This window comes from Paludisphaera mucosa, assembly GCF_029589435.1.
Classification (GTDB): Bacteria; Planctomycetota; Planctomycetia; order Isosphaerales; family Isosphaeraceae; genus Paludisphaera; species Paludisphaera mucosa.
Genome location: NZ_JARRAG010000001.1, coordinates 146,061 through 159,697, shown reverse-complemented (window position 1 = coordinate 159,697; position 13,637 = coordinate 146,061). Strand labels below are relative to the sequence as shown.

The window sequence follows — 13,637 nt, the reverse complement described above, 5'->3', positions numbered from 1 at the left end:
CGGATCACTCGTCGTCCCCGGCCCCCCTCCCCTTCTTCGCGGCCGCCTCGGGGTCGGGCGTATGGGGCGTGGGCATGGGGGCGTTCACGCGCTTGCGCCAGGCGACGAGCCTGGCGTGCAGCGCCGCGGCGCGGTCGGGCTGGGCGGCGGCGAGGTCGTGCTTCTCGCCGGGGTCGTCGCGCAGGTTGTATAGCTCGACCTTGCCGGTCTCGAAATGCTCGACGACCTTCCAGTCGCCGTCTCGGATCGCGCCGGCGGGCGTGGTCCGCCACTGGCCCCGCGCCGCGCCGAGGTAGCCGGGGAAGTGCCAGTACAGGGCGTCGCGACCGGGCCGCTCGCGGCCGCCGCTGGTGAGCAGGCCCAGGTAGCTGACGCCGTCGAGCGTCGACCGAACCCGGCCGCCGGCGACTTCGAGCAGGGTCGGATAGAGGTCGACGCTGTTGATGGGCTGGTCGCTGGTCGTCCCCGACGGGATCTTGCCGGTCCAGCGGAAGATGTACGGGACGCGGACGCCCCCCTCGTAGAGCATCCCCTTGCCGCCCCGGAGCGGGGCGTTGTCGGTGATCTCCTTGCCGACCGCGATCCCCTCGCGGCCGTAGCCGCCGACGCCTCCGTTGTCGCTCGTGAAGACGACCAGCGTGTCGTCGCCGAGGCCCAGGTCGTCGATCGTCTTCAGGACCCGGCCCACGCTCTCGTCGACGCTGGCGATCATCGCGGCGTACGTCGGGTCGCGATGCCCGCCGGCCGGCGGCGCGTCCTTGAACTTCGCGATCAGTTCGGGCTTGGCCTGATGGGGGGCGTGGACCCCGAAGTGGTGGAGCGCCAGGAAGAACGGCCCGTCCTTGTGGCGGGTGATGAAGTCGACCGCCTTGTCGGTCAGGAAGTCGGCGAGGTAGGCCTCGGGCGGATGCTCGACCTTGGGGATCGTCTCGAAGTCGAAGTGCTTGCCCATCGAGACGATCGCCTCGTCGAACCCGCGCTTCGAGGGGTGGTGGGCGTCGTCCTGTCCGAGGTGCCACTTGCCGAACAGGCCCGTGGCGTAGCCGGCCTCGTGGATCGCCTGGGCGAGCGTGTGCGTCTCCAGCGGCAGCTTCACGACGTTGTCGACGGGTTTCAGCGGCCGCGTCCGCCAGGCGAACCGCTCGATCGACCCCACCGTGTACACGCCGGTCCTCGGTCCGTACCGGCCGCTCATGAGCGCCGCCCGCGTGGGCTGGCAGTTGGGGCCGCACGAGTAGCCATCGGTGAGCCGGATCCCCTCCGTGGCCAGGCGGTCGATGTTCGGCGTCCGATAGTATCGGCTGCCGTAGCAGGCGACGTCGGTATAACCGAGGTCGTCCGCCAGGATGAACACCACGTTCGGCTTCCGGTCGTCCGCCGACGTCTGGCCCGAGAGTACGACCGTCGCCACGACGACCGCCGTCGTCCACCGCATGAGTCGCTTCATGAAAGCCCGCCCTGAAGAGGAGTTGCCGTCCGTCGACGCATTCCTACAAAGTAAATCGAAAATATAGAGAACGAGGCTCGACGGAGTCAAGCACGACGCCGCCCGGCGATTGGCGGTCGCGGCCCTGCGCGTTACGATCGGCGGTCCCGTTCTCGCGACGATCCGAAGGGCGACGTCGTCGGGCTTGATGGGGATCGATCGTCAGGGAAAGGAGGCGCGCGGTGTCCGTCCAGACTTACGAGGAGCAAGGGCTGCGGTTCGAGTACCCGCCCGACTGGCTGCTGGAGGAGACCGAGAACGGCGCGGTGCGCACGGTGGCGGTGCAGGCCCCCGACGGACTGGGCTTCGCGGTGATCCAGACGGACGAATCCCGGCCCGACCCGGCCGAGGTGGCCGACGCCGCGCTCGAGGCGATGCGCGACGACTATCCCGAGCTGGACGCCGCGCCGGTGCTGGAGACGATCAACGATCACGCCGCGACCGGCCACAACCTGGAATTCGTCACGTTCGACATGACCAACGCCGCCTCGATCCGCTGCTTCCGCACCCCGCGCCGGACCATCCTGGCCCTCGGCCAGTGGTCCGACCTCGGCGACGCCGAGCTTCCCGACCAGGTCCGCGACGTCCTCCGCTCGATCGAGGAGACGGAGACCGAGTGAGCCGGCCGCGCCGCCGGCGAGATGCTGTCACACCCCCGACGTTCGAGGAAGGGTGGCGAGGCGATTCCCCTCGCCAAAACCTCGACCCTTCCTCGTCGGGAGCCTGTGATGAACACGCGGATCCGCTTCATCGAAACTCGTGATCGTGACCTTCGTCCCCGTCGCGCCCGCCTCAGCGTCGAAGGGCTGGAAAGCCGGCTCTCCCAGAGCGGCTCCGGGGCCCTGGGCGGCCTGCTCTCGAACCTGCTCGCGGGGGGCGGCGAGGTCGAGGTCGCGCTCATCAGGCTCCAGCAGCAGGTCTCCCAGGCCAGAGAGACCATGGACTTGCTCACGTCCAGGTTCCAGGTCTTCGCCGACGCGAAGGCGACCCTCGCCGGCATCAAGTAAGGTCGGCCGCTCGTCGCGATGATCGCGACGAGCCGGCCGCACGGAATATTCCCAACAAGGCGGACCGCCGAAACGCGCGGATTCCTCGCGCATTTGGTCGTTTCCGAAAGCCGCGGAAAGCTCGCGAGAACCCGTACTGCGGCCGATTTCCCGGGGCCGACGGGGCGTCGTTCGGTCGTCTCGCGGGCCGATGAGGAGGGGGGTGAGTTCGATCGAAGCCGACGCCTGACCAAGGACGGTCGTTCGCAATGACGGTGAAGAAGGCCCCGCTCGCGGTCTGTCTCGCCCTGGCCTGCTGGGGCGGCCTCCCCTCCCGGGCGGGCTCCACCAACGCGCTGCGGGCCGAAGCCCTGGCGCTCTACAAGGCGGGCCGCCCCGCCGAGGCCGTCGCGCGGTTCGACGCGGTCCTCGAACGGCACCCCAACGACCTGGAAGCCCTCATCAAGCGGGGCAACGCCTACCTGCGGCTGAACCGGCCGTCGAAGGCCCTGGCCGATTTCGAGCGGGTGATCCAGCGCGACCCGTTGAACACGTCGGGCCAGACCGACCGCGGCGTCGCGCTGTTGCTGCTGGGCCGGCTCGACGAGGCCGAGGCCGCGTTCGTCCGCTCGATCCGGCTCTGGGAGATCCCCCTCAACGGAGCCCGGGGGCTCGGCTCCGGCGGCCGCGACGCCGTCCAGGAGGCCCGCGCGACCGCCTATTCGGGACTCGCGCAGGTCCACCACCGGCTCAACCGGAACGACGAGGCGCTCGCGGAGTACGACCAGGCGATCCGGATCGATCCGGGCGACCCCAACAGCCGGATCGGCCGGGGCGACGTCCACCGCGCCCTCGGCGATTTCGACCGGGCGCTCGCGGACCTGGACGAGGCCGTCCGGCTCGGGCCGGGCTACCCCCGCGCCTTCGCCAGCCGGGGCCGGCTGCTCGAAGACCTCAAGCACGACGACCGGGCCGAGGCCGACTACTCCCGCGCCGTCGCGATCGACCCGAGCTACGCCTTCGCCTACCGCCTGCGCGGCGGCCTGCGCTCGCGGCTCGGCCGCAACGACGAGGCGCTCGCCGACTTCGAGGTCGTCGGCAAGCTCCGCCCCAACGACTCCGAGACGCTCAAGGACCGCGGCGGCGTGCTCGTCCGCATGAATCGGCCCCGCGAGGCGCTCGCCGAGCTGGATCGGGCGATCCAGATCGACCCCAAGAACGCCAAGGCCTACCAGAACCGAGGCGCGGCCTACAACAACCTGGCCCGCTACGAAGAGGCCGTGGCCGACCTCGACCGCGCGATCAAGCTCGACCCGGACAACGCCGGCGCCCGCACCAACTGCGGCCTGGCCTACTTCATGCTGGGCGAGTACGAGCGGTCGCTCGAAGACCTCGGCGAGGCCGTGAAGCTCGCCCCCAAGAACGCGATCGTCCACTTCAACCGCGGCAACGTCTACGCCAAGCTGGGGCTCCGCGAGCAGGCCCTCGCCGACTACAAGGCCGTCGAGGAGGCCGACCCCAGGCTCCTCGCGTCGTACGGCGGCCCGCACAAGGTCTTCGCCGAGATGTCGCGCGAACGGATGGCCCTGCGCAGCCCCGCGCCGCGGCCGGCCCCCGCGAGCGTCGCCGAGACCCGCCTGGCGGAGGGCCGTTCGCTCCAGGCCGCCGGCGACTGGCCCCGCGCCATCGAGGCCTTCGACCGGGCCGCGGCGGCCGAGCCGGGGCGGGCCGAGACCTACATCGCCCGGGGCTGGTCGCGACTCTGCGCCGACGTCGACGGCGCCGAGACCGACGCCCGCGCGTTCCTCAACCTCGCCGGCTGGGCCGACCCCGCCGCCGGCTACATGGCGATGCTCGGCGTGCTGGCCGAGCGTCGGGCCGTCCGCGACCCGGCCGCGTACGCGTTCCTGGAGGAGGCCCTCGCCAAACTGCCGCAGCGCACCGACTGGCCCCGGCCGGTCCTCCTGCATCTCAACGGCGACCTCCCCGAGGCCGAGTTGATCGCGGCCGCCGGCAACGACGTCCAGCGCGCCGAAGCCCGGACGATCGTCGCGCTCGACCTGTTGCGCAAGAACAAGACCGCCGAGGCGCGCGAGCACCTCGAGTGGGTCCGCGGCCACGCCGTCGACCGCTCCGTCGCCTCCGATCTCGCCCGCGCCGCGCTCGCCCGGCTCGACCGCACGGAGCAAATCGCGCGGAAGCCGTGAGCGCCGGCCGCGACCGCTCGGTGGTCGACGCCGCGTCGGGGAAGTCGTAGAAGGGAGGTCGTCCGGCGCCGAGGCCCGTCGCGGCCGATGCCGACCCTGATCGAGGAGCCCGTCCCATGCTGAAGCTGGAAGACGTCGTCGAAATGTGCCGCGTCCCGCACGACAAGAAGTTCCGGCTCAAGGACCACGATCCCGGCTGGGCCGGCGACGAGGACGTCCCCAAGGCCAAGCGGAAGAAGTTCGCCGAGACCCTGCTGGCCGAGAGCAGCGCCGAGCTGGCCGAGGCCCAGGACCGGCTCTACGCCGCGGACACCTGGTCCGTCCTGGTGATCCTCCAGGCCATGGACGCGGCGGGCAAGGACGGCACGATCAAGCACGTCATGTCGGGCGTCAACCCGCAGGGCTGCCAGGTCTTCAGCTTCAAGCAGCCCTCGACCGAGGAGCTCGACCACAACTTCCTATGGCGCTACACCAAGGCCCTGCCGGAACGGGGACGCATCGGCATCTTCAACCGGTCGTACTATGAAGAAGTCCTGGTGGTCCGCGTCCACCCCGAGCTGGCGCAGGCCGAGCGGATCCCCGACGCGAAGATCGAGCCGTCGTTCTGGACCGACCGTTTCGAGGACCTCAACAACCTGGAGCGGCACCTGAGCCGCAACGGGACGAAGGTGATCAAGTTCTTCCTGAACGTCTCCAAGAAGGAGCAGCGCAAGCGGTTCCTCAAGCGGTTGAACGACCCGACGCGGCACTGGAAGTTCTCGCCGTCCGACATCTCCGAGCGCGGCTACTGGGACGACTACATGGCCGCCTATGAGGAAGCCATCGCCGCCACCAGCACCAAATGGGCGCCCTGGCACGTCGTCCCGGCCGATCACAAGTGGGTCGCCCGCGCCATCGTCGCCCACACGATCGCCGAGGCCGTCGAGGGCCTCCATTCGACGTATCCCGAGATCGGCCCCGAGAAGCTCGCCGCCATCGAGGCCGCGCGGAAGCAGCTCGAGGCCGAGGACTCCGACCCCGACTGACCGCCGACGCCCCGACCGCCGCAAGGACGCGGACTTCCTCCTCCCGCACGGACGCCCCGGAGCCCTTCTCATGGACGCTCGTTCGACCCTCGATCGACCGGAGGGCGACCGCGACAACGCCGTGGGCCTCGTGCGGTTCGTGCTCACGAGCCTCGTCGTCCTGTCGCACTCGCTGCACATGTACGGCCGTTCGCTCGCGAACGACCCGATGGTGCTGCTGACCTCGGGCCAGTACACGCTGGGCAGGACGTCGGTCGACGCCTTCTTCATCCTGAGCGGCTTCCTGGTCGCGCGGAGCTGGGGCTCGTCGCGGGGCTGGGCCGACTTCGTGGCCCGGCGGGCGTACCGGGTCTATCCCGGGTTCTTCGCGGCGGTCGCCTTCTCCAGCCTCGTCGCGGCCCCGTGGCTCGCCGCCCGCGGCGTGCCCAGGCCGGCCGTCCCGTCGTGGAGCGACCTGGTCCTGCCGGCCCTGGTCCTCGACTTCCGCGAGTTGGGGGTGAACGGCTCGCTCTGGACGATCCGCTACGACTTCTACTACTACGGGCTGATCGGCCTGCTGGGCTCGGCCGGTTGGATCGCCAGGCGCTGGCCCATCATGGCGATCTGGGCCGCGTCGTGGGCGGTCTACGCGGCCTGGTTCGTCTCCGGGGTCGAGGCCGGCGTCGAGGCGCAGCACCCTCGGCTGCTGACGTGCTTCCTGTCGGGGGTCGTGTTCTACGCCTATCGCGATCGGATCCCGCTGTCGTGGGGCTGGTTCGCGGTCGCCGCGGCGGGCCTGGCGGGGTACGGCGGCGGCTGGTGGCCTTATGAGATCTGGCCTTACCGGGTCATGTCGCTGACCTTCCCGCTCTACGGGGCGTACGTGCTCCTCTTCGCCGCGTTCCGCCCCGGAGCCCGCGCGGCGAAGCTCGCCTGGCTCGGCGACTATTCCTACGGCCTCTATCTCTACGCCTGCCCGATCCAGATCATGCTGCTGGTGGCGTTTCGGCCGCAGTTGAACCCCTTCACGCACTTCCTGACCGCCTGGGCCCTCGCGGGCGTCTTCGCCCACCTGAGCCTTCGCCTCATCGAGCGTCCCGCCCTGCGGCTCCGCCGCCGGTCCTCCCCGAACGGGCGGGCGATCCCCCCGCCCCACTTCCGGATCGGCGCCCTCGCGCGGGCCGAGACCGAAGCGACGGCCTGAGGTCGCCTACGCCCCGTCCCCGCGAGGGCCGACGGCCGCGGGCTCGAGGCCGCCGGCGATGACGCCGCCGTGCGACGACGGTGGTTCGGGCTCGTTGATCTCCAGTTCGGGCAGGGCCACCTTCACGCCTTCGCGGCTGAAGACGACCGGGATGATCTCCTTCGACACCCCCGCGTCGTAGCCCAGGCCGAGGAACTTGTGGGCCGGCGTGGAGAGGCGGAGGATGAACCGGAAGAAGTGGATCCGGATCCACCGCAGGAACGGCAGGTCGTCGCGGGTGATGATCTCCTCCTCGCCGGTCTCGATGATCCAGCGGTCGGAGGGGATGTGGATCTCGTCCTTGAGCTGCAGCTCGCGGAGCGCGCCGCGGATGTCGGGCTGCTCCATGTAGCCGTAGGTCGCGGTGATCGAGACGATGTTCCGGCCGAGGTCGAACACCTGGAACCGCGGGCTGCCGCGCTCCGCCTCGGCGACCGTGAGCTGCCTCACGTGGAAGAACGTGACGTGCGCGGGCAGCACACCGTACTTCTTGAGGAAGACGCGGATCGGGACGGGCAGGTACTCGTCGAGGTCGTGGACCGGGCGCGAGCAGAGGAAGACGAGGGCGCGGTCGGTCTCCACCAGCCGGCGCCTCCCCTGCACCAGGGTCCTCGCCAGCGGCAGGTTCTCCTGGATCGACATCTGGATCTCGTCGACCTTCTCGCGAAGCGCCACGAGCCAGCCCACCTTCTTGCCCCCCTGCACGCCGAAGGCGTAGAAGGCCTTGGCCAGCTCGCCCCGGCCCCACTGCCAGGTCAGCATCACGGCGACCAGCGCGGCGGCGATGGCCACCGGGTAGTAGCCGCCGTGCGTGAACTTCAGGAGGTTGCTGACGAAGAAGAGCAGGTCCACCGCCATGATCGGCGCGCAGACGGCGAGAGCCCGGCCCAGGCTCCAGCCCCATCGGTAGTGCGCGACGTATCCGAAGGTGAGCGTCGTGATGCCCATGGTCCCGGTGACCGCGATGCCGTACGCCGCGGCCAGGTTGCCCGCCGTCCGGAAGGCGAGCGTGATCATCACGCAGCCCAGGAACATCGACCAGTTGATGGCCGGGATGTAGACCTGCCCCTCCGCCTCGCGGCTCGTGAATCGGACCACGAACCGCGGGCAGAACCCCAGCGCGATCGCCTGCTTGACGATCGAGAACATGCCGGTGATCAGGGCCTGCGAGGCGATGAACGCCGCGACGGCCGAGATCACCATGTCGACGCCCAGGATCACGCCGTCCACGTCCGCGTCGCCCGTCCTGGGGGTGAGCGCGTAGAACGTGTTCGCGCGCGGCGGAACGCCCTTCTGCAGCAGGTAGCCGACCTGCCCGGCGTAGTTCAGCACCAGGCACGGCAGGACCAGGACGAACCAGGAGTACATCACCGGCCGTCGGCCCGAATCCCGGGGGTCGACGCTCTGGCCCTCGCCGACGTGGATCTGGCCCCGCCGCGCGAAGTGGCCGATGTCGGCGTACTTCGCCTCGCCGCCCGTGATGGCCAGCACCACGACCCCGAAGATCACGAAGACGCCGATCGTGGGGAACTCGCCGAGGAAGCGGACCGCGTACGACGGGTCGAGCGCCAGGAAGACTTCGGGGCTCCGGAGGATCCAGGGGACGCCCTTGACGGCGATCCAGGGGAACCAGACGAGCATCATGAACCAGCCGAACAGCCCCCCCACCTGGCTCGTCCCGCGCCACTGGGGCTTGAAGAGGACGAACAGGCTGACGAGGGTCGCCGCCACGGCCAGCGACTCGCCGAGGGGCTCGTAAGCGCCGAGCATGCTGATCGGCGGCGTGATCACGCCGTCGGCCGCGAGCAGGCCCGCCGCGGCGACGACCAGGTAGCCGACCATCGCGAACCCGAAGATCTTCCCCGAGAACCCCTTGAGGAGGCCCCAGAGGGCGAAGGTCCCCCCCTCGCCGTGGTTGTCGGCCCGCATGATGATCAGGTCGTACTTGATCGTCAGGAAGATGAGGGCCCAGAAGACGAGGCTGAGCCCGCCCAGGGCCTCGCGGGGGCTGACGAGGTCGCCGCCCGACTGGAGGAGGGCCGTCAGCTCCTCGCCGTGGACGTGGTGCTTCAGCGCCACCGTCTCGCGGGTGATCTCCATGAGCGTGTAGAGGACGGACGTGCCGATGTCGCCGTACACCGTGCCGGTCGCCTCGCGCATGCGGGTGAACATCCCCGCCGAGTGGCCATGACCGGGACGATCCAACTCAGCCGAAACCACGGCCCATCCTCCGCGCCAATGAACGATCCCGCACCACGCGGGATTCCACGATAGTCGACGGGCCCGGCCGAGGGATAGGCCTTCGGCCCGCCGCGGACGGCCCCGGCCCGGCGGTCACGCCTCGTCCGTCGCGGCGGGGCCGGCGGTCCAGGCGAGGACGACCTGGTCGATGGTGACGTCGGCCTTGCGGGGGGTCAGCTCCAGCGGCTCGAGCTTGAGCAGCTCGGGGCTGCGGGTGGTCTTGATGTGCTCGAGCTCGGTCTGGAACTCGGTCTCCAGCTCGACGTACTCGGCGTTCAGGGCGTCGACGCGCTCCTGGGCCGTGCCGACCTGGCCGCGCTGCTGCACGGCCTTGGTGGCGGCCTTGGCGGCCGTGCCGACCTTGCTGACGTTGGTCTTGGTCCAGGTCTTGCGGCCGGTGAAGGCGTCGAGGACCGACGTCCCGAACGACACGGCGGCGTCCCAGCCCGACTTCGACGCCCGCTCCTGCTCCTTCTCGAGCGCCTCGTGGGCGGCGCGGAGCTTCTTCTCCAGGTCGGCGCGGCGGGGGCCGAACTCCGCGCGGAGCTTCTCGACCTCGGCGTCGCGGCGCTCGCGCGCGGCCTGGGCGAGCCTCGCGCGGAAGTCCCGCGCCGTCTCCTCGGGGCGGCCGTAGGCCTTCAGCTCGGGGCACGTCCAGATGGTCAGGCGGCGGTCTCGGTACAGGTAGTTTTTGAGGGCCTTGGTCCACTCGGGGTAGCTCTTGGCCCGGGTCATGGCCGCGGGCAGGTCGGCGAACGTGGCGTTGGGCTCGGGAGACTTGTCCAGCACGGGGATCCGCTCGGTGAGTTGCTTGCCCCCCTCCCAGACGTCGGCCGGCAGCTCGTCGCCGACGGGCCGGAGGATCGCCAGCGTCTCCCAGTAGTCGACGCCGACTTTCTTCTCGACGTAGTGCAACCGGGCCACCCCCAGGAGCGTGGGCCGGTAGGCGGGGCCCGCGCCCGTCGCCGTCGGGGCGGTCTCCGCGAAGAACTCGGGGACGTCGGGCGGGAGGACCGGACGGCGGCCCGTCGAGGAGGACGACGGCCGGCTCTCGCGGGCCGTCGGGGTCGGCTTCGGCGCCGGGGCGGGCGGGGTCGGCGCTTCGTCAGGGGCCTCATCCTCATCAACTTCGGCGACGGCCGCGGGCTTGGCGCGGGTGGTCGCCGCGGCGGGGTCCGGGCGGCGGGCGGGGGCGGCGGCCAGCGCCTTCTTCCTGGGGGCCATCAGGGTCTGGATCTGCTCGCGGTTGAGCGGCCCGCGCAGGTAGCTGAGGGCCCATCGGCTCTCGAAGACGATCGGGTGGTCTTCGTGGACGTTGTTCAGCAGGAACACGCGCTTGCCCAGCGACGAGAGGGTCCTGTCCATCTCGTCGCGGTCGAAGCTCTTGCCGGCGGCGTTGGAGGCCCCTTCGAGGCCCTCCAGCACGCGGTCCTTGTCGCGCTTGGTCTGGAGCCGGCCGAGGAACCACGCCCCGGCGTTCGAGAGCCCCTTGTAGTCCAGGTCGACGGGGTTCTGGGTCGCCAGCACGACCCCCAGGCCGAAGGCCCGCGCCTGCTTGAGCAGGGTGAGCATCGGCTTCTTCGAAGGCGGGTTGGCCGAGGGGGGGAAGAAGCCGAAGATCTCGTCCATGTAGAGGATCGCCCGCAGGCTCGACGTCCCCGGCTGGGCGCGGACCCACGACACGACCTCGTTCAGCAGGATCGTGACGAAGAACATCCGCTCGGCGTCGCTCAGGTGGGCGATCGAGAGGATCGAGATCCGGGGCTTGCCCTCGGGGGTGGCGAGCAGCGCCCCGACGTCGAGCGCGTCGCCTTCCATCCAGGCGGCGAAGCCGGGCGAGGCGATCAGGTTGTTCAGGCGCATCGCCAGGGCGAAGCGGTCCTTCGCCGGGTAGAACGCGTCCAGGTCGATGACGCCGACCTTGTCGAACGACGGCGACTGGATGCCGTGGATGAGGTCGGTCAGGTCGAGGTCGCGGCCCTCGCGCCACGAGGCGTCGAGGATGTTCGAGAGCAGGATGTGCTCGCGGCTGGTCATCGGGTCGGCGTCCACGCCCAGCAAGGCCAGCAGCCCCGAGACGGCCGAGGCCACCCGCTCGCGATACGCCTCGCCCTGCTCGATCAGCGCGGCAGACGGGGCCGAGAACGACCGCAGCACGGTCATCGGCAGCCCGGCGCTGCTGCCGGGCGTGTAGATCGCCATGTCGACCGAGTCTTTGAGCCGCTGGATCCGGGCGCCGTCCTGGCCCCACTTCGCGAGGCCCTCGCGCCAGGTCTCGGCCGTCTTGTCGGCGAAGGCGTCGCGGTCCATCCCCTGGCGGGCGGCCTCGTCGGCGTCGACCCAGGGGAGGAAGTCGGCCCCGCGCAGCTCGGGGAAGTCGAGCAGGAGGTTGCCGATGTCCCCCTTGGGGTCGACGGCGATGACCGGGATGCCGTCGATCGCGGCCTCCTCCAGCATCGCGATGCAGAGCCCCGTCTTGCCGCTCCCCGTCATCCCCACGCAGACCGCGTGGGTCGTGAGCTGCTTCGAGTCGTACAGCACCAGGCTCGACGTCGTCTTCTTCTCCTTGACGTCGTACTCCTTGCCGAGATAAAAGACCCCGAGCTTCTCGAAATCCTCGTTCTTCATGAAACGGATCCCGCCCCGGCGCAAGAAATGTTCGAAGACGGCGTACGCCCCGACGCGCGGGCCGCTCTGTCCGTATACTATCTTAAAGCGCCCTCTGCGGCGGCGACAACGTGCGGGACGAGAGGTGAGACGTGATGCGGTCATACGACGCGACTTCGCTGGCCGTCGTCCTCGCGACGATTCTCGCCATCCTCGCCCTGATCGTCTGGAGCGCACGCGACGTCGAGCGTCGCCTCCGCCGCTGGGCCGACGAGCAGGGGCTGACCATCGTCTCCCAGCGGCTCGCGCGATTCTGGCGGGGACCTTTCTTCTGGAAGTCCACCCGGACCGACTACGTCTACCGCCTGACCGTCCGCGACTCCGACGGCCGGCTCGCCGAGGGCTGGGCCCGCCTCCCCGGCCTGGCCGTCGGCCCCTTCGGGCGGTGGGTGCAAGTCCGCTGGGTCGACAAGGCCCCCGCCACGTCGGGTTTGCTGGACTGACCAGGCGGCCTACGACGACCGGGCCCCCGGCGCGGCTCGACGGTTAGAATGGGAGTCGTTCCGCGACTCCCCGAACCGATCGAGGACCCACCATGACGATCACGCAGGCCGGGACCGCGCTCGCCGCGCTGGGCATGATGCTCTTTTCGTCGCCTTCGGCGCGTGCCGACGACGCCCGAGTGACGACGGTCGCCGTGCCGGCGCCGGGGCGTCCGGTGACGGCGAGGGTCGACGCCCAGGGGACGATCCACGTCCTCTGCGACGCGCCCGGCGGCCCGAATTACGCGAGGTCCAGCGACGGCGGCGCGACGTTCTCCGCCCCGCTTCCCGTCGTGGGCGAGGACGCGGGGCCGGCGGGCCTGGAGTTTTCCGCCTGGGACATGGCCGTGGGCCGGGGCGGCCGGGTCCACGTGGCGATGGGCACGAACGCCTGGAAGTTGAAGCTACCCCAGGAGGAATGGGGCCTCTTCTACGCGAGCCTGGAACCCGGCTCGTCGGCGTTCGCGCCGGTGCGGAACCTCAACAAGAAGCCGAGCGAGGGCTTCTCGCTGGCGGCCGATGAGAAGGGCGAGGTGACCGCCTGCTGGCTGTCGGACCGGCTCTACGCCAACGTCTCGCACGACGACGGCAAGACGTTCGGCCCCAACCTCGAGATCGACCCGGGCTACAACCCGTGCAACTGCTGCACGACGAGCGCCGTGTACGGCGAGGACGGCCGCCTGGCGGTCCTCTATCGCGAGGAGACCGACGACGAGCGCGACATGTACGTCGTGCTCTGGGACCAGGAACGGGGCCGGACGACCCGCAAGCGGGTGAGCCAGACGCCGTGGAAGATCGACGGCTGCCCCATGACCTACTACGCGATCACCCGCGGCCCCAAAGGCTTCGCGGCCGCCTGGCCGACCAAAGGGCAGATCGATTTCGCCCGCCTGGACGGCGAGGGGGGCACGTGGAAGCCCGGAGAGATCGCGACGCCCGGCCGGTCCGGGATGCGGACCGGCCTGATCGCCCTGCCCGGCCCGGACGGCTCGACGCTGGTCGCCTGGAAGCTCGAAGGCCGCCTCGGATGGCAGCTCTACGACGGCGAAGGCCGCCCCTCGGGGAAGGCCGGATCCGCGCCGAGCCCGGGCCAGGGCGCCGCCGGCGTCGTGGCCGCGGACGGCCGATTCCTCCTCTTTCGATGAGGATTTCGGGCGGCGTACGGGACATTTCGAGCCCGAATCCTCCCGAAAAACAGGGAGCCGGCGAACAACAAGGATGTAAATCGGCGTGGGATCGGCGAGACTATCGCGCGTGGGCGACCGCGCCACTCGACGAGGAGGGCGCGACCCGTCATCTCATGCGAAGCGAGCATTTCCGA

At 70.3% G+C, this 13,637-nt stretch carries 10 protein-coding genes; 7 read left to right on the top strand and 3 right to left on the bottom strand.

The window, feature by feature from the left end:
• Positions 1 to 4: 4 nt before the first annotated feature.
• Entirely contained in the window at positions 5 to 1,435 is a 1,431-nt protein-coding gene (locus PZE19_RS00655; protein ID WP_277858648.1) for a sulfatase, read from the bottom strand.
• A 233-nt stretch (positions 1,436 to 1,668) separates the two neighbouring features.
• Here PZE19_RS00655 and PZE19_RS00650 point away from each other — a divergent pair, with 233 nt between their 5' ends.
• The 5 genes from PZE19_RS00650 (at position 1,669) to PZE19_RS00630 (ending at position 6,887) form a co-directional block, all read left to right on the top strand.
• Entirely contained in the window at positions 1,669 to 2,106 is a 438-nt protein-coding gene (locus tag PZE19_RS00650; RefSeq protein ID WP_277858647.1) for a hypothetical protein, read from the top strand.
• Positions 2,107 to 2,214: 108 nt separating this feature from the next.
• On the top strand, positions 2,215 to 2,493 hold the full coding sequence (locus PZE19_RS00645; protein WP_277858646.1) for a hypothetical protein: 279 nt from the start codon (positions 2,215 to 2,217) through the stop codon (positions 2,491 to 2,493).
• A gap of 248 nt (positions 2,494 to 2,741) precedes the next feature.
• Entirely contained in the window at positions 2,742 to 4,679 is a 1,938-nt protein-coding gene (locus tag PZE19_RS00640) for a tetratricopeptide repeat protein (protein ID WP_277858645.1), read from the top strand.
• Between the two features lie 116 nt (positions 4,680 to 4,795).
• A complete protein-coding gene (locus PZE19_RS00635; RefSeq protein WP_277858644.1) occupies positions 4,796 to 5,704 on the top strand; it encodes a polyphosphate kinase 2 family protein in 909 nt (302 codons plus the stop codon).
• A 70-nt stretch (positions 5,705 to 5,774) separates the two neighbouring features.
• Positions 5,775 to 6,887, top strand: a complete 1,113-nt coding sequence (locus PZE19_RS00630) for an acyltransferase family protein (protein WP_277858643.1) — start codon at positions 5,775 to 5,777, stop codon at positions 6,885 to 6,887.
• A 6-nt stretch (positions 6,888 to 6,893) separates the two neighbouring features.
• Here PZE19_RS00630 and PZE19_RS00625 read toward each other — a convergent pair whose 3' ends face one another.
• Positions 6,894 to 9,086, bottom strand: a complete 2,193-nt coding sequence (locus PZE19_RS00625) for a KUP/HAK/KT family potassium transporter (RefSeq protein ID WP_277858642.1) — start codon at positions 9,084 to 9,086, stop codon at positions 6,894 to 6,896.
• A 174-nt stretch (positions 9,087 to 9,260) separates the two neighbouring features.
• Complete coding sequence (locus PZE19_RS00620; protein ID WP_277858641.1) at positions 9,261 to 11,795, bottom strand: ATP-binding protein; 2,535 nt, start codon at positions 11,793 to 11,795, stop codon at positions 9,261 to 9,263.
• 131 nt (positions 11,796 to 11,926) lie between these two features.
• Between PZE19_RS00620 and PZE19_RS00615 the strand changes: the two genes are divergently transcribed.
• Together PZE19_RS00615 and PZE19_RS00610 are read left to right on the top strand one after the other, a co-directional pair.
• On the top strand, positions 11,927 to 12,277 hold the full coding sequence (locus PZE19_RS00615; RefSeq protein ID WP_277858640.1) for a hypothetical protein: 351 nt from the start codon (positions 11,927 to 11,929) through the stop codon (positions 12,275 to 12,277).
• Positions 12,278 to 12,369: 92 nt separating this feature from the next.
• Positions 12,370 to 13,461: a hypothetical protein gene (locus PZE19_RS00610; RefSeq protein WP_277858639.1), complete on the top strand. Its 1,092-nt coding sequence runs from the start codon at positions 12,370 to 12,372 to the stop codon at positions 13,459 to 13,461.
• Positions 13,462 to 13,637 lie beyond the last annotated feature (176 nt).

Excerpts from the sequence above, each read along its gene's own strand:
- PZE19_RS00610 (WP_277858639.1), top strand. The coding sequence starts at position 12,370 with ATGACGATCACGCAGGCCGGGACCGCGCTCGCCGCGCTGGGCATGATG.
- PZE19_RS00635 (WP_277858644.1), top strand. The coding sequence starts at position 4,796 with ATGCTGAAGCTGGAAGACGTCGTCGAAATGTGCCGCGTCCCGCACGAC.
- PZE19_RS00640 (WP_277858645.1), top strand. The coding sequence starts at position 2,742 with ATGACGGTGAAGAAGGCCCCGCTCGCGGTCTGTCTCGCCCTGGCCTGC.
- PZE19_RS00655 (WP_277858648.1), bottom strand. The coding sequence starts at position 1,435 with ATGCGGTGGACGACGGCGGTCGTCGTGGCGACGGTCGTACTCTCGGGC.
- PZE19_RS00625 (WP_277858642.1), bottom strand. The coding sequence starts at position 9,086 with ATGCGCGAGGCGACCGGCACGGTGTACGGCGACATCGGCACGTCCGTC.
- PZE19_RS00620 (WP_277858641.1), bottom strand. The coding sequence starts at position 11,795 with ATGAAGAACGAGGATTTCGAGAAGCTCGGGGTCTTTTATCTCGGCAAG.
- PZE19_RS00630 (WP_277858643.1), top strand. The coding sequence starts at position 5,775 with ATGGACGCTCGTTCGACCCTCGATCGACCGGAGGGCGACCGCGACAAC.
- PZE19_RS00645 (WP_277858646.1), top strand. The coding sequence starts at position 2,215 with ATGAACACGCGGATCCGCTTCATCGAAACTCGTGATCGTGACCTTCGT.